The following is a 19660-nucleotide window of genomic DNA, read 5'->3' on the forward strand; positions in this document are numbered from 1 at the left end:
AATCCTTTATTTGAATATTGAGGCCGTCCTCAGTTGAGTAAAGAGGCTAGGTCGTCCTAGCTTTTGTAGAAGTGTATTTTAGTAAATATCAGATAAAATACTCTTAAAATAAATAAAAGGATTTTATTTGAATGAACGAATAAATGCCCATATTATGATATTAATAGCAACTATTTTAATAGCTGGTTCATTTTTAGCTTCACAAAAATTGTCAAGTTTAATTGATCCAATATCTTTGACTTTATTAAGATTTATTTTGGCTCTTATATTTTTATCCCCAGTAGTTATTTTCAACAAAAATAGAGTAAAAGAAGTAATAAAAGTAGTTCCAAAAGCTATGATTGTAAGTCTTGTATATACTTTATACTTTATTGGAATGCTAAAAGCTTTAGAAGATACTACGGTTTTAAATAGTGGAGCTATTTATACTTTGGTTCCTTTGATGACTGCAATTTTATGTATCTTTTTCTTTAAAGAAAAAATTGCCTTAAAACAACTATTTATTTATATTTTAGGAATAATTTCTACTTGTATCGTTGTATTTAATGCAGATTTAAACCTATTTTTATCTCTTTCACTAAACAATGGAGATATTGTCTTTCTACTTGCTTCCTTTTGTATGGCATTGTATCCTGTATTTATAAAGCTTTTATATAGTAAAAAAGATCAATTACTTGTTTTAGTTTTTGCTACACTAATTGGTGGAATTATTTGGATGAGTTTAACTATGCAAATTCTAAATATTCCTTATGAATGGAATAAGTTGGAGCTAAATCACATTTATTTACTTTTGTATTTAGTAATAGGAACAACAATAATCACACTATTTTTATATCAAAAAGCAACTTTAGTTTTAGGGGCGAAAAAAGTTATGGCATACGTTTATCTAAGCCCTGCTTTGGTTGCTATTATAATGTTTTTATTTGAAGGATATACTATCTCTTTTGGAGTTTTGATAGGTATTTTGCTTTCAACAATTGCTACGATTATAATTTTAAGGCAAAAGTAGAATATTAAAAGTAAAAATGTTACATATTTTTACTTTTAAATATTAAATTAAACTTATAAACTCAAAATTTATCTTATATTTTTTATTTCATACTACAATTAAATATTAAGATTTATCTTAATATTTAATTCTAAGGAGAGAGTTTTGAAAAATAAAAAAATTAAAACTATAGGAATTCATGAAGCTTATATGAAAGACCCTATAAAAGCTGATTTGGATATATTTGATAGAGAAGTTGAACCAACTTCTAGAAGAGGATTTTTAAGAAAAAGTTCTTTATTAGCAATGGCAGCAATTGTTGGCTCAAACATACCATTTGCACAAAATATGCCAAGTGGATTAATTCCAGCAGCCCTTGCAAATTCGGATATCCCTTTTTCACTACCAGGAAAAGAGGGATTAATATACTTAAACGATAGACCTATAAATGCTGAAACACCACCTCATTTATTAAATGATGAGTTTACACCTGATAAACATTTCTTTGTTAGAAACAATGGTACACCACCAGCTATGGAAAATATAGATGTAAAAAATTGGACTTTGGAAATATCAGGTGAGAGCTGTAAAAATCCAACAACATTTACTATTGATGAGTTAAAAAGTAAATTCAAACATCACACTTATGCACTAACACTAGAATGTGGTGGAAATGGAAGAGCTGAGTTTAATCCACCAACAAAAGGAAATCAATGGGAGCTTGGAGCAGTTGGTTGTGGACGATGGACAGGAGTTAGATTAAAAGATGTTTTAGAGTCTTGTGGAATTAAAAAAGATGCTGTTTATATTGGATATTATGGAAAAGATACACACTTAAGTGGAGATCCTACTAAAGTAGTTATTAGTAGAGGAGTTCCTATTAAAAAAGCTTTAGAAGATGAAGTTTTAATAGCTTGGGCTTATGAAGGTGAAAATATTCCATACCAAAATGGTTATCCTTTAAGATTGGTAATTGGTGGATGGCCAGCTTCTGTTTCTGGAAAATGGTTAGGTAAAATTGTAGTTAGAAATAAAGAGCATGATGGTGAAAAAATGTTAGGACAATCTTATAGAATGCCTTGCGAACCTGTGGCTCCTGGTTCTACTGTACCAAATGAGAATATGTGTGTAATAGAGTCTATGCCTGTAAAATCACTTATTACTTTCCCAAAATCAGGTCTTACTCACTCTTTAAATGATAAATTAAATCTAAATGGAAAAGCTTGGGCTGGAGATTTAAAAGTTTCAAAAATGGACATTTCAATAGATTTTGGTGCAACTTGGCAAAAAGCAAAAGTTAATAAACCACTAAATAAAACTGCATGGCAAACTTGGGAAGCAAGTGTTAAATTCCCAGAAAAAGGTTATTATGAAGTTTGGGCAAGAGCAGAAGATAGCAATGGTAAAATGCAACCAATAATTTTACCAGGATGGAATCCAAGAGGTTATTTAAACAACGCTTGTCACAGAATCGCTGTTCAAGTTGTATAAAAGGAGTTATGTATGAAAAAAGTATTACTACTACTTTTAGCATCATCATTTATTTTCCTTCAAGCACAAAAAATTGATAGTGAATCTGGATTGATTATTGCAAAAGGTTTTGAAACTGTAAAAGCAAACTGTACTGTTTGTCATAGTGCAAGATTTATTACTACACAAAAAGGTGATAGAGAAACTTGGAAATCTATGATTGTTTGGATGCAAAGAACTCAAGGTTTATGGCAATTTACTCCCCAAATAGAGGATGAAATTTTAACTTATCTTGAGACAAACTACCCGCCTGGGAATGTTTATAGAAGAACAAACTTAAAAATAAAAGATATGCCAAATTAACTATAAGTGGGTTTAAATATACCCACTTATATACAAATAAAAATTAAACCCTATCATCAAAATATTTAATACAAAAAAAGATTTTTTACTCCAAATTGAAAAAAATGAAAACAGAATATATAAAATAAAAAAATATAAAGGTGTAAAAACTTCATAAACATAGATTTTATTTTCTAAAAATATTTTTAAATAATCATCAAAATAGGAAGATATATTAAAAATATGTGCAACTATTTCAAGTGGATAAAATATTGTAAAAAATATTGTAATAGGAATTGAATAAAACTGTTCTAGTGCAGTTTGAGCAAAAAAGTAGTGAACTATTGGGTTAAATATTAAAAACATCCAAATATTAAAGAAAATATATAGCCAAACCTTATTTCCATCTTTAAAATATTGAATAAATAAATAGATATAAAAAACTGCAAAAATAGAAAACCAAAAACCAATATTAAAAATATATTGTGGAAAAAGTGCAATAACTATCAAAAAAGTATAAAAAAGTGTGATATATGAAATAACTTTTATGTTACTTCGAAGAAGAAAAATTCCCATACAAAAAAGTACAAAAGCTCGTAAAAGAGATGGGACAATATCTGTTAAAATTAAATAATATAATAAAATCACCATAGTTATTATTAAAATATCAAATCTTCTATTTCTGTATGGAAAATATCTGTTTTGCAAAAAACTATAAGGAAAATACAAAATCCAATAAATCACAAAAGATAAAACAACTAGATGAAATCCAGACAAGGCAACAACGTGTGCAATACCATAAGCTGTAATTATGTCTCTTAGTTCACTTGAAACTGGAATTGCAAGAAACAGAGCATTAAAAAGCTCTTTTATCATAAAATCATCGTGGTTTTCTTCTATATTTTTGACAATTTTATCTTTTATTCTATTCTCTTTTTCTATATTATCAAAGTACAAAATTTTTGTGAAGAAACCTTTTAAATAGCTATAAAAGCTTATATTTCTAGTATCAAAAACTACATTTAGTAAATCTAGTTTTTTGATATTATCATCTTTTGAAAAAGATGCAAAAAATTCAAAACCTTCACCTTTTAGCTTGACAACATCAAATTTTTCTTTTGGATATATATTTAAAACTTCTGCTTTTGTTTCAAAAATATACTCTTTTTTTAACTCTTTATATGAAAAATAGTTAAATGAAATATTTATCATAAAAACAAAAATTAGAAAAAGAGTAAAAAATAGACTATTTTTTGATATTTGTAAATCTTGCATAAGTTAAATTATACAAGATTTTAAAAGATTGTTGCTACTTTTTTTATAGATATTTTAAAAGTAAAATTTCATAAAAAATCTAACTCTTCTATCTTTTTATCTTTTATAAATTCATTATAAATATGCTTCATCTGTCTTAATTCACTCTCTTTAAAAAGAGATATATTTTTTTCTAGTTTAGCTATAACATCTTTTGTATCAAGATTTAATAAACTTTTTGAAATATAATTCTCAATTAAAACCATTCCTAATCTTTTTATAGATTTTGTATATTCTAAAATTTCAAGCGCTTCATTTGTCTGTTTTAAAACAATATTACAAAGTTCTTCATCAAAACTATTTGAGATTTTATATAAAATATTTAAAGCATAATTGTGTAAAACAACTGGCATCTCATCTCTATCTCCAACAGACTCTTTTAAATTCAAACCAATTTTTCCTAGGTTTATAGATTTGTTTATAGTTTCATCATTTTTATTTATCTCTAAAATATACTTAAATCTATAAGATATTGCCATATTTACAAAAGTTGCTCCATATTCAAAAGAGCCCAAAGCTGGTATTGCTAAACATTTTTTATAAAAATTTATAGCTTCATCATAGTTTTCTTCCCACTCACAAAGATTTGCTTTTATATTATAAAAATGCCATAACCACAAAGGTTCATTATCTTCATTGTGAGAGAAAAGCAGTTTTTCTAGTTTTTCTAAAGATTCTATAGCCTCTTGTTTTAAACTATCATTTCTTTGAGAAATTATTATCCAAGCAGCTTTTCTTTGATAATATCTTACTTCAATATCAGATGGTCTTTCATTTTTGCCAAGCTTTAGCTCTTTTGGTAAACTATTATATGCTTGTTCAAATTGTCCCATTCTTTCATATAATGAACAGATATTTAAAATATATTTATTTGGATTAATCTCATATAAATATCTATTTAAAAGTATTGCTTGTTCAAAATAGCCACTTCTTTCAAATAAAAATGCCAAATCATTTAATGTACTTATTGATAATTTTCTATAATAAGATTTTGAAGAGTTTTCAAAACTATTAATATCACTTGAATCAAACATAAATCCAGCTATTTCAAACCAGTAATCATTTATTAGTTCATATTGCTGTTTATCTTTTATTGAGACTATAAACTTTTCTATTATTTTAATAACTCTTTTTTCATCTAAAACTAAATCTTTAACATAGTAATATAAAATTAAAAGAGATATTGGATTTTCAAACTTTAAAACACAATCTTCAAGATGATTTCTCAAATATTGAGACAACTCTTTTTTTTGTGATTTTAACTCTTTAAATTTAACACTATTTGTAAAAAATATTTGTAAAGATTTTTCTTGAGATAAAAAATTAAAATCATCAAAACTTCTATTTATAAAACTTTGAAAACCAAAACTTAAATTATTTTCATCTTCAGATTTTATAAAATTTTTTCCACAATATTCAAAAAGTTCTAAAGATGTAAATATCTTTTTATCTTTACTTTTAACAATTTTTGTGGAGCAAAGTTGCATCAAAGAGTAAAAAATTTGCTCTTTTTTTGATAATAAAATCTCAATATTTGAAGCTTTTTCTATCTTCTCATTTTTAACTATTTTTATATTTTTTATACCTAAATTTTCAAGATTCTTTTGGATAACTTGAATTTTATCAGCCCTTACACAAAAATATATATTTTCAAATCTATTTAAAATCATATTTACAAAAATAGACCAAAGCCAATGATTTTGTTCTTCTAAGTCAAAGTTATATAGATGAATTTCTGTTTTTATATCAAAATTTAAATAAGCTAATTTTAATCGCTTTGCTTTTCGAACCTCTTTATTAAACCATGAGTTAATAAGGTTTTTTAGTTCGTTTCCTTCGGCATCTAAAATTTTTGGCATGAACAAAAGAGATAAAAATAAAAAAATTACAAATCCTAAAGATATATAATCTTTTAATTCAAAACTAATTGGTGTTTCAAAAATTACTCTTTTTAAAAAATCTTCATAAACAGAGATTGTTAAAAATGCAATTAAAATTATAAATACTGAGATAAATGAGATTGTTAATGGAATAAATCTTTTATTTAAAAAATATGAAAAAGTTCTATTTTTTCCAATTAAAGAGTTTACATCTTCTTCAAATTTTTCCAAAGAGTCATTTTCACAATATGTTATTCTTAAAATATCTTTTTCTTTAGAAATTGAACTATCTTCTTTTTTCTTTCTTTTATTTTCTGATAATTTTGATGTGATAATAAAACAATTTATATTTTTATTCATTATAATTTCTCACTATTTTTTGCAGCTTGATTTTGAATTGGATCACTAAAAGTATAAATACCATCTTTTATTTCAAATGGAAAATTTGTAAAAGTATTTTCAAAATTATCTTGAAACTCTTTTGAGAAATTTTTAACTCCATCTTTTACAATTTGAATATATCTTGAAGGTATAAAACAATTCTCATCTCCATTTTTTGCTATTTTATCATCTTTTGTTGTCATAAAAGCTATTAAATCATCATCTAATTTTTGATTTAAAACATACTCTTTTTTTATAGTTATACAACTATAATTTTTCTCTCTTAATTTTAAAACTTCAAACTCCTCTTCACTTATTTTTATCATAACTCCAAAAATAGAAGAATTCTCATCTTTTTGTATATTTAAAAAAATACCATTTACAAGTTTATCTTCAAAACGAATAGACTCTATAGAGTTCCAAACTCTTTTATACCCTTTTATTTTTACAGGAATTAAATCTTCTTTTTTAAGCTCTCTATTTTTAAATGAATTTTGAGCACTTTTTATATTTACTAACGAACCAAACCCAAATAAGTACATATAAAGCCTTTCATATAAATTCATAAATAGTATCGTTTTTTAATTTAAGAGCTTATTTATTACCTATTTAACAACTTTTAACCAATTTTTAAGTATATTAAGCCTTTATTATAAAATTTTTAAGGCTTTTTTTAAATGGATAAATTTGATTATACAAAGATTTCTGACGATTGTGTGAAGTGTGGAAAGTGCAAACCTGTTTGTACAATATTTAATATAAACCAAGATGAAGCTACAAGTCCTAGAGGATTTATAGACCTTTTAGGCGCTTACAAAAGAGATGAATTAGAACTTGATGAAAATGCAAAAAACATATTTGAATCATGTTTTTTATGTACAAACTGTGTTGAAGTTTGTCCAAATGATTTACCAACAGATATGATTATTGAGCAAGTAAGAAGTGATATTGCGAAAAAATTTGGAATAGCTTGGTACAAAAGACTATTTTTCTTCCTTTTAAGACATAGAAAAATTATGGATTTTATGTCAAAACTAGGATATATGTTTCAAACATGTGGAATTAAGATAAATGAAGAAAAACAAAGTGCAATTCCTAGATTTTCTCTTCCAATAGTTAAAAAGAATCGTGCTTTACCATATGCAGATAGTATTAGTTTTTTAAACAAATATCCTGAAAATATGAAATTTTCAAAAAATATTGATGATATTAAGAAAAATAGAGTTGCTATATTTATTGGATGTATGAGTAACTACACATACACAAATACAGGAGATAGTTTAGTAAAAATATTAAAAAAATTAGAGCTTGATATTTTTATTCCAAAAAAACAGTTATGTTGTGGGGCACCTGCATATTTTACAGGAGCTTTTGATACAGTTGATTATTTAACTAAAAAAAATATTGAATATTTTGAATCTTGGATAGATAGCGTTGATGCTGTTATTATTCCAGAAGCTACTTGTAGTGCGATGATAAACAAAGATTGGGAGCATTTTTTACATGACCAACCGCAATGGAAAGAAAGAGCTATTAAACTATCAAATAAGATATTTTTAGCAACAAAATGGTTAGAAAACAATACAGAATTAAAAGAGCTTTTATCAAAAAGTGGTAAAAAATTTGATTCAATAGTAACTTACCACGACCCTTGTCATGCTAAAAAAATGCAAGGTGTTTGGAAGGAACCTAGAGAACTTTTAAAACAAAACTATGTTTTAAAAGAGATGAGTGATTCAAATAGATGTTGTGGTTTTGGTGGTGTTACTATGCAAACAGAAAAATATGAGTTTTCAAAGGCTGCTGGAGCTCCAAAAGCTGCAATGATAAGAGACACAAAAGCACAAATTGTAAGTGCTGAATGTAGTGCATGTCGAATGCAAATAACAAATTCTCTTTATCTAGCTGATGTTGATGTGGTATTTAAAAACCCAATAGAACTTATAGCTGAAGCTTTAGAGGAGTAAAAAATGGAATTTTGGCAAAATATATACTCTCATTTTAATCCAGTAGCTTTTAGCATTGGAGATATTGCAGTTCATTGGTATGGAATTATGTATGCTTTAGCACTTCTTAGTGCTATTTTTATTGCAAAATGGTTTATAAAATATGACAATATAAATATAAATCAAGATATTTTTGATTCATACATTTGGTGGGCTGAAATTGGTGTAATTTTAGGTGCAAGATTGGGATATATTCTTTTTTATGATTCAAATACAACTTACTATTTAACAAATCCTTGGCAAATCTTTAATCCATATGTAAATGGAACTTATGTTGGAATTGCTGGAATGAGCTATCATGGAGCTTTTATTGGATTTATAATTGCTTCTATACTTTTTTGCAAAAGAAAGAATATTAATTTTTGGTTTATAACTGATATTGCCGTTTTAGGTATTAGTGCGGCTTATGTTTTTGGTAGAATTGGAAACTTCTTCAATCAAGAGCTTGTAGGAAGAGTTACAGATGTTCCTTGGGCAATTTATGTAGATGGGATTTTAAGACACCCTTCTCAACTATATGAAGCGTTTTTAGAAGGTATTGTAGTATTTTTAATCCTTGTTTATTTTAGAAATAGAAAAAAATTCGATGGTCAACTAGCTTTGATGTACGGAATTTTTTATACAATTGCAAGAATAATTGCAGAGTTTTATAGACAACCAGACCCTCAAATTGGATTTATAGCTGGAAATTGGCTAACAATGGGAATATTACAATCAGGTGCAATATTATTAATTTGTTTAATAATTTTTGCAATAAAAAGTAAAAAGATAACTGCCTAATTTTAAGGCTGTTATCTTTTTAAAACCCATAAGAAAATCCAACCATTGTACTATTTAATCCATCATTTGGCTCTTTTATTCCAGCATTTGAATAGTGCATAAATCTTAAATAAAAATTTAAATTCCTATTTTTTAAACCTATTCCTATCCTATCTTCAAATTGAAATCTAGTAGATAAATCTTTATTGTCTATTTTTGTATCAGATAAATAAGCAACTCCAATTGCTCCTTCTAAATATGGTCTAAATGAAGCAATATCAAAACTTACAAAATCTAAAGTAAAAACAGGAGAATAAGATATTGCTTTTATATTGTTATTTTCACTACTAAAATATGAAAATCCAACTTCATGGAAACCGTTTAAAGATATAATATCTCCACTATATATTGGTTTATCAAAAGCTTTTGACACACCAAATCTAAATGTATCAATTGAACCATATTTACCACCATTTACAGAAATACCTATTCCATTTGCAAATAAAAATTGAGCAAATATTACAAATAAAAGTACTTTTTTCATTTTATACATCCTTTATATTTAATAGATGTAAATTATATTCAAAAATAAGTTATTTTTTCTTTATAGTGAGAGTTTAAAGATAAAAAAGAAGGTATTTTATTTACTCTTCTTTTTTATTATTTTATACAGTTTTGCATTTGCAAGGTCTTGAAGAAATTTTGGTTCAATTTCATGTAAAGCTATAATATCAATAAAACTATCATCCATATACCAACCTTTACCAGTATCTATGATTTTTTCTTTTTCAAATAGTTCTATTAACTCTTCTTTTGAAACAATAATTTCTTGCAATATAAGCCCTTTTATTTTTTTAAAATATCTATAGTATAACCTCTGCTAGAGTGATTTCTTACTATTTCATAATATGTTTTTTGTCTAATCTTATTTACAATATTTCTCATAGTATAAATAGACATATCCTTACCTTTCCACACTAAATCTTTTATAGTATCATAATCAGTAATTTCATCTCTTCTCTCAATTAAAAGTTTTAAAAATCCTTTTTCAAGTCTAGTCAAATCAATTAAAGCTCCACCTTTTTTAAAAAATTGATCTCTGTATTCATCAAAATAAAATCCATTACCCAACTCAACTTTATCTGACCTTTTTGTCTGATTTATACACATAATTATTGCTAATTTTAAGTTCATTGGATTAAAAGGTTTCAATAAAAATGAATAAGCTTGTATATTTACAGCTTTAGAAATATTTTCATCATCACTTTTTGATGAGATAACAATTTTTGGAGTTAATGCAAGCAAACTATTTGCCTTTAAAGCTATTTTATCAAAAGTCTCACTTGGCATATCCATATCCAAAACAAGTAAATCATTAAATGATATATTTTTATAATTAATACTATCACTACTTGATACAACCTTTAAATCTTCAAAATCTGAATATAAATCTTTAAATTCTTTTTCTAAAATTTCTTTATCGTCACTTACTATAATTATTTTAGTATTACTACTTTTTCTTATATTTTTCATATTGTTTTCCATTTTTTACTCTTTATAAATAATTTATTAGCCGAAATAATAACAAAAAATAGTTTTAATGTCAAAGAAATTTATTTATTTTAAAAATAAACGATAAAATTTTTTATTTTATTAAATTTATAGTTTATCAATATATGATATTTGTTATTGTAGAATCAATTTTAAAAAAAAGGAATACAAATTATTATGATTATATTAGATAAATCATTCAAAGAGCAATTTAAAGATTTTTGCAACACAAATAATATAGAAAATATGCAAGTAGCAATACAATATTTCACCGTATTTGGTGGACTTGATATAAAAATTGATACAACTAAGCCTATTTTAGAACTCATTGAAAAACATATATTAAACAACTATAACTACTTAAGAAATGAAGTAAATCACCTAACTGGTGGTTATCACGTAGAACATGCCATTCTTTCAGGAATTGCACTAGGAGATAGAAAAACAACAAATGCTTTCAAAAGAGCTCATGTTAGTTTTGAAGAGGGTATGAAATGTGTCGATTCACTTTATGAAAAAGCTATTATAGATATTGACTCTTCTGAACACTTTTTATTAGGCAAAAGAGGCGATTCAAAAGCTGTAAAAAAATTAATTTTTATAAATCCATTTCTTAGATTTTGGTTTGCTTTTGTATCTCCAATTTATAAGGGTATTAAAGATGGAAACTATGAAGAGTTTAAAACAAAGTTTCAAGGAAGAGAGTCTGATTTTAGTGATTTCATATTTGAAGAGTTAGCTTTAACTTTTATAAAAAATAGCTTTATTGAAGACCCAATAAAACAACACGGACAATATTGGAGTGAAAAAATTCAAATTCCAATAGTAGCAAAAACAACTTCAGGAAAAATAGTTGCAGGATTTTGTAAATATAGTGACAATAAAGTAAAAAAGAGTGAATTTAATAAATTTTTGGAAGATTTAAAAAGTGAAGATATATCTGCTGATATTATTGTTATCTTTTCAAAAAATGGTTGTTCGAATGAGTTAAAAAACCTAAAAAGTGATTCAATAAGACTATTTAGTGCAAAAAGTTTAAAAGCAATTGTATAAATTTTTAAAGATATAAAACTATATAATAAAATAAAAAATAATGAAAGAGAAACTGTTATGATAATAATTCCAGCAAGATTAAATTCAAGTAGATTTGCAAATAAAATTTTAGTAGATATATTTGGGATTCCTATGGTTATAAGAACTGCAAAACAAGTTAGTTCTTTGGATAAAGTAGTAATCGCAACAGATACAAAAGAAGTTTATGATTTAGCAAAAGAGCATGGATTTGAAGCCGTTATGACAAGTGTTGATCATAATAGTGGAACAGATAGAATAAATGAAGCTGTAAATAGTCTAAATCTAAGCGATGATGAGATTATTGTAAATGTTCAAGCAGATGAACCATTTATTGAAATTGATGTTGTAAAAGCTGTAATAAATAGAGTAAAAGAGGTAAAAGATTGTCAAAATACTTTGATAACTTCTTGTTATAAAGAGATAAATAACAAAAGTGCAGATGATCCTAATTTGGTAAAAGTTGTAATAAATAATCTTGAAGAAGCAATATATTTTTCAAGAGCAAAAATTCCATATCATAGAGATGGTGATGAAAATTCTACTTATTTTGGACATTTAGGAATATATGGATTTACAAAAAAATCTCTAAATAAATTTTGTAGTTTAAACTCTTCAAAACTTGAAAATATTGAAAAACTAGAACAACTAAGAGCTATTGACAATGGATTTAAAATTGCTATGGTAAAAGTTAGTTCAAAATCTTTTGGAATAGATACAAAAGAGGATTTAGAAAGAGCTTTAAAAATATTTAATAAATAGCTTACAAAAAGAAGATTTTATTAAAAATTAAAATCTTCTCCTAAGTAGTGTTCTTTTACATTTATATCATTTTTAATCTCTTGCGATGTTCCACTAGCAAGTAAACTTCCACTTTTCATAACATAAGCTCTATGGCAAATTTGTAAAGTTTCTCGTACATTATGATCAGTTATTAAAACCCCTATTCCTATCTTTGAAAGATCATTTATCAAATCTTGAATATCTTTTACCGCAATTGGATCAACACCAGCAAAAGGCTCATCTAGCAATAAGAATTTTGGTTTTGAAACCAAAGCTCTTGCAATTTCAGTTCTTCGTCTCTCACCACCAGAAAGAGAAATTCCTTTTCTTTGACGAATAGGTTCAATATCTAAAAGCTCTAATAGTTCTTCAACTCGTCTATTTTGTTCTTCTTTATCTTTTATTACAATTTCAGCTGCTAAAAGAAGATTATCTTCTACACTTAAGTCTTTAAAAATAGATGATTCTTGTGGTAAATATCCTATTCCTTTTAAAGCTCTTTTATGAAGCGGAATTGCTGTAATATCTTCATTATCAAAAAAAACTTTACCACTACTTGGTTTTACAAGACCACAAACTGTGTAAAAAGTTGTAGTTTTTCCAGCTCCATTTGGTCCTAAAAGACCAACTATTTCTCCTGAATTTATTTCAAGCGAAATCCCATGTAATATTTCAGTTTTTTTAATACTTTTTTTGATATCAACAATTCTTAAATTATTCATTTATTTTGTACAACCTTTTATCATCATTTTTTAAAATATCTATAACAACTACATCAAAACCATAGTCATTTAAGATATTTTCTAGTTTAGTATCGCCCCACTCAACAAAATGCAAACCACTTTTTTCAAACTCTTCTAGCATACCCAAAGAAATAAACTCTTCCAAAGTTTTGTTGTATAAATCATAGTGAAAAATATCTTCACCATATACAACTTGAAGAGAAAAAGTTGGAGAATTTACAAGATCTTCAATTCCCAAAGATTTTACAAAATGCTTAACAAGTGTTGTTTTACCACTTGCTAAATCTCCTCTTAAAATTACAATACAATCTCTATTTTCTAATATTTTTTTAAGCTCATCAATAAAAATTGAAATAGTGCTTAAATCAAGCAAAAACTCTCTTTTCATTAGCAAGAATACTTTTGAGAAAATTTGATAATCTCTTCTAATTTTCTTTTTGCTTTTCCACCATCTATAGCATCTCTTGCTATTTCAACACCCTCTTTTATATCTCTTGCTTTCCCATCTACTAGTAATGCAACAGCTGAATTTATCAAAACAATATCTAATTTTGCACCCTTTTCTTTTCCTTCTAAAATATCTTTTGTAATTTGAGCATTAATATCTGGACCAGCTCCTACAATATCATTTTTTGAAGCTAATTTGAAACCATAATGTTCTGGATTTATCTCCAAATCATTTTGCTTTCCATTTTCTAAAAATGTTGCATAAGTAACACTAGAAATTGAAACTTCATCCATACCATCTAGACTTGATAAAACCATTGCTCTTTTGCAATCAAGCATATCAAGAGCCGTTGCAATTTTATTTATAAAATCCTTGCTAAATACTCCAATAACTTGTTTTGAAACACCAGCTGGATTACAAAGTGGTCCAAGAATATTCATAATAGTTCTATGGTCTATAGTTTTTCTTACAGGTGTAATATATTTCATTGCTGGATGATGATTTGCAGCAAACATAAATCCAAAACCAGTCTCTTCTAGCATTTTTGCTGTATCTTCTAAACTTAAATTTAGATTTATTCCAAGAGATTCAAGCATATCAGCACTTCCACTTTTACTTGTAACACTTCTGTTTCCATGTTTTGCAACAAAACAACCAGCACTTGCAACTAAAATTGAAACTGTACTTGATATATTAAAACTATAGCTTTTGTCTCCACCTGTTCCTACTATATCTATAGCTTTTTCTCTCAAACTTTCACTTATTGGAAGAGGTATTACAAAATCTCTCATAGAACTAGCAGCTCCAGCAAGCTCACTTGCAGTTTCTCCTCTTTCATATAGAGCTAAGAAATATTCTCTCATATCATCGTGCGATAACTTATCTTGAAAAATTTCATCAAACTTTGCTTTTGTCTCTAAAAACATCTAATTTACCCTTTGTACATACTCATCTATTTTTGATTTTGGAGTTGATTTTGTTGTTGGAATTTGAAGAATTTTAAATTTTTCACTATTTTCAAGATATTTTATCTCTATAATATCTCCAACTTTTACCTCTTTTGCTTTTTTTACTGAAACATCATTTAAAAACACAACTTTGTGTTCCAACATATCTTCAGCGACTGCTCTTCTTTTTGTTATATTTACAGCATTTAAAAATTTATCTATTCTCATAAAAAAGATTATAACAAATTTAAACTAAAATGATTTTTCTTATACTTTTTGAAGTAATTTATCAAGCCATTTTTGACTTAAAACTCTTTTTGCAAAACCTAAAATATATGTAGCCTTTGTCACATAATATCTAGGTTTTGGTTTTTTACTTTTCATTATTTCTAAAACAAGCTTTGCAACACTACTTGGAGGAAGTGTAAATATTCCTTTATCATCACTACTTTCAAGTCTTGCTTGTAACTCTTTTTCATAAGAATTTTTCCAAAAACTATTTTTAATATCAATTTTTTCTTTGAAATTTTTTAAAGAATTCTCTCTAAACTTTGAAGTAACAGGACCTGTATTTATAGTACTAATAAAAATATCACTATTTAATGTTTCTAGTCTTAAAGTATCACAAAGACCTTCTATCGCATATTTACTTGAGTTATATGCTCCTCTAAATTTTAAAGATATAATTCCCAAAACAGAGCTATGTTGGATTATTTTTCCATATCCTTGATTTCTAAAAACTCCCATAGCTTGAATTGTCAATTCATGAAGTCCAAAAAAGTTTGTATCAAATAACTCTTTTAAAATATCTGTACTTATATCTTCAATCGCACCTGGAACTGCAAAACCAGCATTATTAAAAATACAATCAATTTTTTGATCTTCTTTTAAAATCTGACTTAATGCAAAACTTATCTCATCTTTGTTTCTAACATCAATTTTAAAAGCTTTTAATCCCAATTCTTCTAGCATTTTTACATCTTTTTCATCTCTTGCACTTGCATATACTTTTATACTGTTTTTTTGTAAAAATAGTGCAGTTTCAAGTCCTATTCCACTTGAACATCCAGTTATTAATATGTTTTGCAATTTAATTCCTAATAATTTTTTGGCTATTATATCTAAAATTTATTTGAGTAAAAAATGACAAAAAAAGATAAAGAATTAAAAGAGCTTCTAGATATTGAAGCAAATAGTAGAAACAATAGTTTTGAGTTGAGTTACGAAAAACCAGACCCTTTGATGGTTGCAAAGAGACAAAAAGATGAGTATGCAATACTTATTTGTGCTTTATTTGCTTATGGAAATGCTAAACAAATAGTTAAGTTTTTAGATAGTTTAGACTTTTCACTTCTAGAAAAAAGTGAAAAACAAATTGAAGAAAAATTAAAAAATCACTACTATAGATTTCAAAATAGTTCTGATGTTTTAGCTGTTTTCAAAACTTTTAGAATATTAAAACAAGAAAATAGCCTTGAAGAACTTTTTTTTGAAGGCTATAAAAATGAAAATAGTGTTTTAGAAGGTATTGATTTTGTAATACAAAAAATCAAAGAAAAAGCAAACTACTCATCTTTTGGTTTCGATTTTTTAGTTGGAAATCCACTAAAAAGAGATAAAAATGGAAAAATAAAAGATTCAAATGCTCCATATAAAAGATGGAATATGTTTTTGCGATGGATGGTAAGATTTGATACTCTTGATTTAGGACTTTGGAAAAAAATAGATAAAAAAGATTTAATCTTACCACTTGATACTCACACATTTAAAGTTTCCAAAAAATTGGGACTTTTAGAAAATAGAACTTACAATCTAAAATCTGCTTTAGAAATATCGCAAAAACTAAAAGAGTTTGATGTAAACGACCCTATAAAATATGATTTTGCGATATATAGATTAGGACAAGAAAAACTTATTTAATTTTTTCTTGTAATAAATCTATTTTTTTATTTGATTCTATTATCTTATTTAATGAAATTTGTTCACTTAATATTTGACTATAAACTGTATCCACTATCTCTTTTAAAGTAATTGGTTTTACTAACTGATTTGCAAAAAGTAGTAAGTTTACTCCACTATTTATAGCCAAAGTAAGAGTTTGTTTTAAATCATAATGTTTGCTAATAGCACTCATTTGTAAATCATCAGTTATCAAAACACCTTTAAAACCCAACTCTTCTCTTAAAAGTTTTGTATTTACACTGTAAGATAGTGTCGCTGGATAGTTTTTATCTAAGTTTTCATTAAAAACATGAGCTGTCATAATCAAATCTGCTTTGTTGTTTTTAATAAAATATTTGTATGGTTCAAGCTCTTTTTTGCTCCAAGTTTTTGTAATATCTACAAAACCTAAATGTGAATCAGCCAAAGAAGAACCATGTCCTGGAAAATGTTTTAAAGTTGAAAGTACACCCTCTTTTTTTAACTCATCAACAAAAATAGAAGCATATTTTGTAACAATTTGAGAACTCTCTCCAAAACTTCTTCCCCTTGTAACAATTACTTTATTCTCTTTATTTATAGCTAAATCAACAACTGGTGCAAAATCAAGATTTATTCCAACACTACTTAAATCTTTTGCCATTGCTTCATAACTATTTTTTGCAAAAACTTCACCGTTTTGTGCAATTTGGCTAGCTTTTAAAGTATTTACAAATCCAGCATCAGTTTTTAATCTTTGAACTATTCCACCCTCTTGATCTATAGAAATAAGAAGTTTACTTTTATTAATACTTTGAAGTTGTTGATTTAGCTTCTTTAGTTGAGCTTTATTCTCTATATTTTTTGCTTTTGTCTTATCATTTGGGTCTTTATCAAACAATATAACTCCACCCAAACCAAACTCAATATCTTTATAAATTTGACTATTTTTATCTATATTAGTACCAGTAAATCCCAATACAACCATTTTTGCTATCATTTTTTCAATATCTTTTTTAGAATAGTTCTCTTGTGCAAAACTTGAAACTATCATAAATAAAACTATTATTAAACTTTTCATAAATTCTCCTATTTAACCCAATTCTTGTAGTTTGTAAATGCTGGAAACTGTTTTTTAAACTCACTTTCTTCAAAAGAGAAGTTGTAACTATCCATATATTCTTGCAAAATTTCATAAGACTTTTTAAGCTCCATAAACTTTTCATTACTTCCATCACTCATATCTGGATGGTACTTTTTTGAGAGTTTTAAGTATCTTTTTTTTATATCTTTTTTGCTCATATTTGAAATAATTCCAAACAGTTCAACAGCTTTGATAAAATCATCATAGTTCATATAAATCCTTTAAAGAAGATATTGTACAAAAATATTATGATTAATCTACTTATTGTATAATGCCGAAATTTTTTAAAAAAGGTATTTTTATATATGAATTTTTTAGCTTCGTTTATTAGAATTGCTATATTTATTGGTATTTTATATTTGATTTTCACAAATTTTGGAGTTTTTTTAGCAATTATTGGTGGAATTGTTCTATTTTTTGTAACTATTATATATTTTGTAAAAAGAGCTTTAAAAAAAAGAGCTCAACAATTTGAGTTTAGATTTAATAGTTTTACAAGAGAAGATTACAACAATTTTGATTTTAAAAACTTCAATAACTTTAACAATCAGAATTTTCAAGGAAATTTCTATAATAAAACTTCAAAACTACAAGAAGCAAAAGAGTTTTTTGGTTTTTCATCAACTCCTTCCAAAGATGAGATAAAAAAGAGATTTAAAGAGTTAGCAAAAATTTATCATCCTGATTTAAATGGTGGAGATGAAGAAAAAATGAAGAAGTTAAACGAATATAGAGATATTTTAATGCAAGCTTACACGAAATAAGGATTTTTATGAATATAGATATGACAAAAACAGCAAATATTATATTATATATGCTACACAAACAAGTTAAAGCTTTAAATCACAAAAAAATAGAGCTTTTAGTATTTTTTATAGAGTTAAATCACATAAATTTTTTTGGAACAAAGATTTTGGGTGAAACATTTATAAAAACTCCAAGAGGAGTAAAAGCTGAAGTTTTAGATGAACTTTTTACTCTAATTTTAGATGATGTTGAGTTTGAAGACGAAGAGGATGATAGAGTATTTTTTATTCAAGAATTAATGGATTTTTTAGAGATTGAAATAGTTGAAAGAGAGAGATTTAAAGAGCTTAAATTTTCAAAAATAGATGAAGATTTCGATGAAACTATTTTTACAAAAGATGAGTTAAAATCTATTCATAAAGTTGTAAATTTATATAAAGATACTAGTGTAAGAAATCTTTCAAATGAGTGTTTTAGCCTTGAAATAGTAAGAACAAGCGAAAATGAAAAAATAATTTTATAAATAAATATAAAATTAATTATAAGATTTTATTATTTAATAAAATTAATTTAAAGCAATAATTTTAATATCAGAGATTATATGCTATTATTTTTATCAACTTAATATTCAAAGGGGATAAAAATGGGCTTAAAAGATTTGAAAGTAAACTATAAGATAAATATTATATCTATTATTACAATAGTTTTACTAGGTGTTGTAACAGCTGTTTTATATAGTGGTATGTCTAAAATCAACAAAAGCTTTGAAACTAGTAGCTCTATATCTGATTTAGCTATTACTATTACAAAAACTAGTGAACAAGGTCTTCAAGTTTCAAATGCTTTAAGAGGAATAATCATAAATCCAAATGATACTAAAGCAAAAGAAAACTTTATTCAAGCAGTAAAAGAGCTTGATGCTTTAATCTTAGTTTTAAAAAATAGCTCTAAACAATTTCAAGGTTTTGAAAAATTTGAAATTGCTCCTTTATATACTTCACAAATTAATGTATTAAATAAAATAACTCAACTTTCGCACATAAAAAATCTTCAATTTCTTATATATAAAAGCTATAATAAAGCCCATAAATAGGCACTTTTTGATATAATTTCATCACTACAATCAACTATATAAAGGGCTTTTTTATGGGACTTGATGATTTTAT

24 protein-coding genes are annotated in these 19660 nt (G+C 26.0%); 11 read left to right on the forward strand and 13 right to left on the reverse strand.

Annotated features, from left to right (window positions below):
- Nucleotides 1–127: 127 nt before the first annotated feature.
- The 3 genes from CJ670_RS05820 (at nucleotide 128) to CJ670_RS05830 (ending at nucleotide 2821) form a co-directional block, all read left to right on the forward strand.
- Nucleotides 128–1009, forward strand: coding sequence for a DMT family transporter (locus CJ670_RS05820; RefSeq protein WP_105939229.1), 882 nt, complete (start codon nucleotides 128–130; stop codon nucleotides 1007–1009).
- Between the two features lie 189 nt (nucleotides 1010–1198).
- The gene (locus CJ670_RS05825) at nucleotides 1199–2479 is read left to right on the forward strand and encodes a sulfite oxidase (protein WP_105939250.1); all 1281 of its coding nucleotides are present in this window, start codon (nucleotides 1199–1201) and stop codon (nucleotides 2477–2479) included.
- Between the two features lie 12 nt (nucleotides 2480–2491).
- The gene (locus CJ670_RS05830) at nucleotides 2492–2821 is read left to right on the forward strand and encodes a hypothetical protein (RefSeq protein WP_105939230.1); all 330 of its coding nucleotides are present in this window, start codon (nucleotides 2492–2494) and stop codon (nucleotides 2819–2821) included.
- A 12-nt stretch (nucleotides 2822–2833) separates the two neighbouring features.
- On the opposite strand, the gene CJ670_RS05835 is transcribed toward CJ670_RS05830, so the two are convergent.
- From CJ670_RS05835 to CJ670_RS05845, 3 genes are all read right to left on the reverse strand, one after another.
- Complete coding sequence (locus CJ670_RS05835) at nucleotides 2834–4075, reverse strand: ComEC/Rec2 family competence protein (protein ID WP_105939231.1); 1242 nt, start codon at nucleotides 4073–4075, stop codon at nucleotides 2834–2836.
- 68 nt (nucleotides 4076–4143) lie between these two features.
- Nucleotides 4144–6354, reverse strand: coding sequence for a tetratricopeptide repeat protein (locus tag CJ670_RS05840; protein ID WP_105939232.1), 2211 nt, complete (start codon nucleotides 6352–6354; stop codon nucleotides 4144–4146).
- Nucleotides 6354–6917: a gamma-glutamylcyclotransferase gene (locus CJ670_RS05845; protein ID WP_105939233.1), complete on the reverse strand. Its 564-nt coding sequence runs from the start codon at nucleotides 6915–6917 to the stop codon at nucleotides 6354–6356. The genes CJ670_RS05840 and CJ670_RS05845 overlap by 1 nt, the downstream gene beginning before the upstream one ends.
- Nucleotides 6918–7052: 135 nt before the next feature.
- On the opposite strand from CJ670_RS05845, the gene CJ670_RS05850 reads away from it, so the two are divergent.
- Together CJ670_RS05850 and lgt are read left to right on the forward strand one after the other, a co-directional pair.
- Entirely contained in the window at nucleotides 7053–8342 is a 1290-nt protein-coding gene (locus CJ670_RS05850) for a (Fe-S)-binding protein (RefSeq protein ID WP_105939234.1), read from the forward strand.
- 3 nt (nucleotides 8343–8345) lie between these two features.
- Nucleotides 8346–9161: a prolipoprotein diacylglyceryl transferase gene (gene lgt, locus CJ670_RS05855; RefSeq protein ID WP_105912472.1), complete on the forward strand. Its 816-nt coding sequence runs from the start codon at nucleotides 8346–8348 to the stop codon at nucleotides 9159–9161.
- Nucleotides 9162–9180: 19 nt separating this feature from the next.
- Here the strand turns inward: lgt and CJ670_RS05860 are convergent, their stop codons facing one another.
- The 3 genes from CJ670_RS05860 to CJ670_RS05870 all read right to left on the reverse strand — a co-directional run bounded on the left by CJ670_RS05860 (nucleotide 9181) and on the right by CJ670_RS05870 (nucleotide 10685).
- Complete coding sequence (locus CJ670_RS05860) at nucleotides 9181–9684, reverse strand: acyloxyacyl hydrolase (protein WP_165785190.1); 504 nt, start codon at nucleotides 9682–9684, stop codon at nucleotides 9181–9183.
- A gap of 96 nt (nucleotides 9685–9780) precedes the next feature.
- A complete protein-coding gene (locus CJ670_RS05865; RefSeq protein WP_105912474.1) occupies nucleotides 9781–9975 on the reverse strand; it encodes a hypothetical protein in 195 nt (64 codons plus the stop codon).
- Nucleotides 9976–9986: 11 nt separating this feature from the next.
- A complete protein-coding gene (locus CJ670_RS05870; protein ID WP_105912475.1) occupies nucleotides 9987–10685 on the reverse strand; it encodes a response regulator transcription factor in 699 nt (232 codons plus the stop codon).
- 183 nt (nucleotides 10686–10868) lie between these two features.
- On the opposite strand from CJ670_RS05870, the gene CJ670_RS05875 reads away from it, so the two are divergent.
- Together CJ670_RS05875 and kdsB are read left to right on the forward strand one after the other, a co-directional pair.
- Nucleotides 10869–11744, forward strand: a complete 876-nt coding sequence (locus CJ670_RS05875; protein WP_105939236.1) for a DUF234 domain-containing protein — start codon at nucleotides 10869–10871, stop codon at nucleotides 11742–11744.
- A gap of 57 nt (nucleotides 11745–11801) precedes the next feature.
- Complete coding sequence (gene kdsB / locus CJ670_RS05880; protein ID WP_105939237.1) at nucleotides 11802–12524, forward strand: 3-deoxy-manno-octulosonate cytidylyltransferase; 723 nt, start codon at nucleotides 11802–11804, stop codon at nucleotides 12522–12524.
- Between the two features lie 20 nt (nucleotides 12525–12544).
- Here the strand turns inward: kdsB and lptB are convergent, their stop codons facing one another.
- The 5 genes from lptB to CJ670_RS05905 are packed head-to-tail and all read right to left on the reverse strand — an operon-like array spanning nucleotide 12545 to nucleotide 15772.
- Complete coding sequence (lptB, locus tag CJ670_RS05885) at nucleotides 12545–13267, reverse strand: LPS export ABC transporter ATP-binding protein (protein ID WP_105912478.1); 723 nt, start codon at nucleotides 13265–13267, stop codon at nucleotides 12545–12547.
- Nucleotides 13260–13676, reverse strand: a complete 417-nt coding sequence (gene tsaE / locus CJ670_RS05890; protein WP_105939238.1) for a tRNA (adenosine(37)-N6)-threonylcarbamoyltransferase complex ATPase subunit type 1 TsaE — start codon at nucleotides 13674–13676, stop codon at nucleotides 13260–13262. The genes lptB and tsaE overlap by 8 nt, the downstream gene beginning before the upstream one ends.
- Nucleotides 13676–14662: an anthranilate phosphoribosyltransferase gene (trpD, locus tag CJ670_RS05895; RefSeq protein WP_105939239.1), complete on the reverse strand. Its 987-nt coding sequence runs from the start codon at nucleotides 14660–14662 to the stop codon at nucleotides 13676–13678. The genes tsaE and trpD overlap by 1 nt, the downstream gene beginning before the upstream one ends.
- Nucleotides 14663–14911, reverse strand: a complete 249-nt coding sequence (locus tag CJ670_RS05900; protein WP_105912481.1) for a S4 domain-containing protein — start codon at nucleotides 14909–14911, stop codon at nucleotides 14663–14665. It lies immediately after the preceding gene.
- Between the two features lie 39 nt (nucleotides 14912–14950).
- Entirely contained in the window at nucleotides 14951–15772 is an 822-nt protein-coding gene (locus CJ670_RS05905) for an SDR family NAD(P)-dependent oxidoreductase (RefSeq protein WP_105939240.1), read from the reverse strand.
- Between the two features lie 54 nt (nucleotides 15773–15826).
- On the opposite strand from CJ670_RS05905, the gene CJ670_RS05910 reads away from it, so the two are divergent.
- A complete protein-coding gene (locus CJ670_RS05910; RefSeq protein ID WP_105939241.1) occupies nucleotides 15827–16603 on the forward strand; it encodes a TIGR02757 family protein in 777 nt (258 codons plus the stop codon).
- Here the strand turns inward: CJ670_RS05910 and CJ670_RS05915 are convergent.
- Both CJ670_RS05915 and CJ670_RS05920 read right to left on the reverse strand, forming a co-directional pair.
- Nucleotides 16596–17684, reverse strand: coding sequence for a glycoside hydrolase family 3 N-terminal domain-containing protein (locus tag CJ670_RS05915; RefSeq protein WP_105939242.1), 1089 nt, complete (start codon nucleotides 17682–17684; stop codon nucleotides 16596–16598). The genes CJ670_RS05910 and CJ670_RS05915 overlap by 8 nt on opposite strands.
- Before the next feature lie 8 nt (nucleotides 17685–17692).
- Entirely contained in the window at nucleotides 17693–17959 is a 267-nt protein-coding gene (locus tag CJ670_RS05920; protein WP_105939243.1) for a DnaJ domain-containing protein, read from the reverse strand.
- 93 nt (nucleotides 17960–18052) lie between these two features.
- Here CJ670_RS05920 and CJ670_RS05925 point away from each other — a divergent pair, with 93 nt between their 5' ends.
- The 3 genes from CJ670_RS05925 to CJ670_RS05935 all read left to right on the forward strand — a co-directional run bounded on the left by CJ670_RS05925 (nucleotide 18053) and on the right by CJ670_RS05935 (nucleotide 19587).
- The gene (locus CJ670_RS05925) at nucleotides 18053–18511 is read left to right on the forward strand and encodes a J domain-containing protein (RefSeq protein WP_105939244.1); all 459 of its coding nucleotides are present in this window, start codon (nucleotides 18053–18055) and stop codon (nucleotides 18509–18511) included.
- A gap of 8 nt (nucleotides 18512–18519) precedes the next feature.
- Nucleotides 18520–19017 (forward strand): type II toxin-antitoxin system antitoxin SocA domain-containing protein, encoded by a 498-nt coding sequence (locus tag CJ670_RS05930; RefSeq protein ID WP_105912098.1) that lies wholly within the window; start codon nucleotides 18520–18522, stop codon nucleotides 19015–19017.
- A 120-nt stretch (nucleotides 19018–19137) separates the two neighbouring features.
- On the forward strand, nucleotides 19138–19587 hold the full coding sequence (locus tag CJ670_RS05935; protein WP_105939245.1) for a hypothetical protein: 450 nt from the start codon (nucleotides 19138–19140) through the stop codon (nucleotides 19585–19587).
- Nucleotides 19588–19660: the final 73 nt, after the last annotated feature.

Origin of the sequence: Arcobacter cryaerophilus gv. crypticus (assembly GCF_002993025.1) — a bacterium.
GTDB lineage: Bacteria > Campylobacterota > Campylobacteria > Campylobacterales > Arcobacteraceae > Aliarcobacter > Aliarcobacter cryaerophilus_B.

Excerpts from the sequence above, each read along its gene's own strand:
- CJ670_RS05825 (WP_105939250.1), top strand. The coding sequence starts at position 1,199 with ATGAAAGACCCTATAAAAGCTGATTTGGATATATTTGATAGAGAAGTT.
- CJ670_RS05830 (WP_105939230.1), top strand. The coding sequence starts at position 2,492 with ATGAAAAAAGTATTACTACTACTTTTAGCATCATCATTTATTTTCCTT.
- CJ670_RS05835 (WP_105939231.1), bottom strand. The coding sequence starts at position 4,075 with ATGCAAGATTTACAAATATCAAAAAATAGTCTATTTTTTACTCTTTTT.
- CJ670_RS05840 (WP_105939232.1), bottom strand. The coding sequence starts at position 6,354 with ATGAATAAAAATATAAATTGTTTTATTATCACATCAAAATTATCAGAA.
- CJ670_RS05845 (WP_105939233.1), bottom strand. The coding sequence starts at position 6,917 with ATGTACTTATTTGGGTTTGGTTCGTTAGTAAATATAAAAAGTGCTCAA.
- CJ670_RS05850 (WP_105939234.1), top strand. The coding sequence starts at position 7,053 with ATGGATAAATTTGATTATACAAAGATTTCTGACGATTGTGTGAAGTGT.
- lgt (WP_105912472.1), top strand. The coding sequence starts at position 8,346 with ATGGAATTTTGGCAAAATATATACTCTCATTTTAATCCAGTAGCTTTT.
- CJ670_RS05860 (WP_165785190.1), bottom strand. The coding sequence starts at position 9,684 with ATGAAAAAAGTACTTTTATTTGTAATATTTGCTCAATTTTTATTTGCA.
- CJ670_RS05870 (WP_105912475.1), bottom strand. The coding sequence starts at position 10,685 with ATGGAAAACAATATGAAAAATATAAGAAAAAGTAGTAATACTAAAATA.
- CJ670_RS05875 (WP_105939236.1), top strand. The coding sequence starts at position 10,869 with ATGATTATATTAGATAAATCATTCAAAGAGCAATTTAAAGATTTTTGC.
- kdsB (WP_105939237.1), top strand. The coding sequence starts at position 11,802 with ATGATAATAATTCCAGCAAGATTAAATTCAAGTAGATTTGCAAATAAA.
- lptB (WP_105912478.1), bottom strand. The coding sequence starts at position 13,267 with ATGAATAATTTAAGAATTGTTGATATCAAAAAAAGTATTAAAAAAACT.
- tsaE (WP_105939238.1), bottom strand. The coding sequence starts at position 13,676 with ATGAAAAGAGAGTTTTTGCTTGATTTAAGCACTATTTCAATTTTTATT.
- trpD (WP_105939239.1), bottom strand. The coding sequence starts at position 14,662 with ATGTTTTTAGAGACAAAAGCAAAGTTTGATGAAATTTTTCAAGATAAG.
- CJ670_RS05900 (WP_105912481.1), bottom strand. The coding sequence starts at position 14,911 with ATGAGAATAGATAAATTTTTAAATGCTGTAAATATAACAAAAAGAAGA.
- CJ670_RS05910 (WP_105939241.1), top strand. The coding sequence starts at position 15,827 with ATGACAAAAAAAGATAAAGAATTAAAAGAGCTTCTAGATATTGAAGCA.
- CJ670_RS05915 (WP_105939242.1), bottom strand. The coding sequence starts at position 17,684 with ATGAAAAGTTTAATAATAGTTTTATTTATGATAGTTTCAAGTTTTGCA.
- CJ670_RS05920 (WP_105939243.1), bottom strand. The coding sequence starts at position 17,959 with ATGAACTATGATGATTTTATCAAAGCTGTTGAACTGTTTGGAATTATT.
- CJ670_RS05925 (WP_105939244.1), top strand. The coding sequence starts at position 18,053 with ATGAATTTTTTAGCTTCGTTTATTAGAATTGCTATATTTATTGGTATT.
- CJ670_RS05930 (WP_105912098.1), top strand. The coding sequence starts at position 18,520 with ATGAATATAGATATGACAAAAACAGCAAATATTATATTATATATGCTA.
- CJ670_RS05935 (WP_105939245.1), top strand. The coding sequence starts at position 19,138 with ATGGGCTTAAAAGATTTGAAAGTAAACTATAAGATAAATATTATATCT.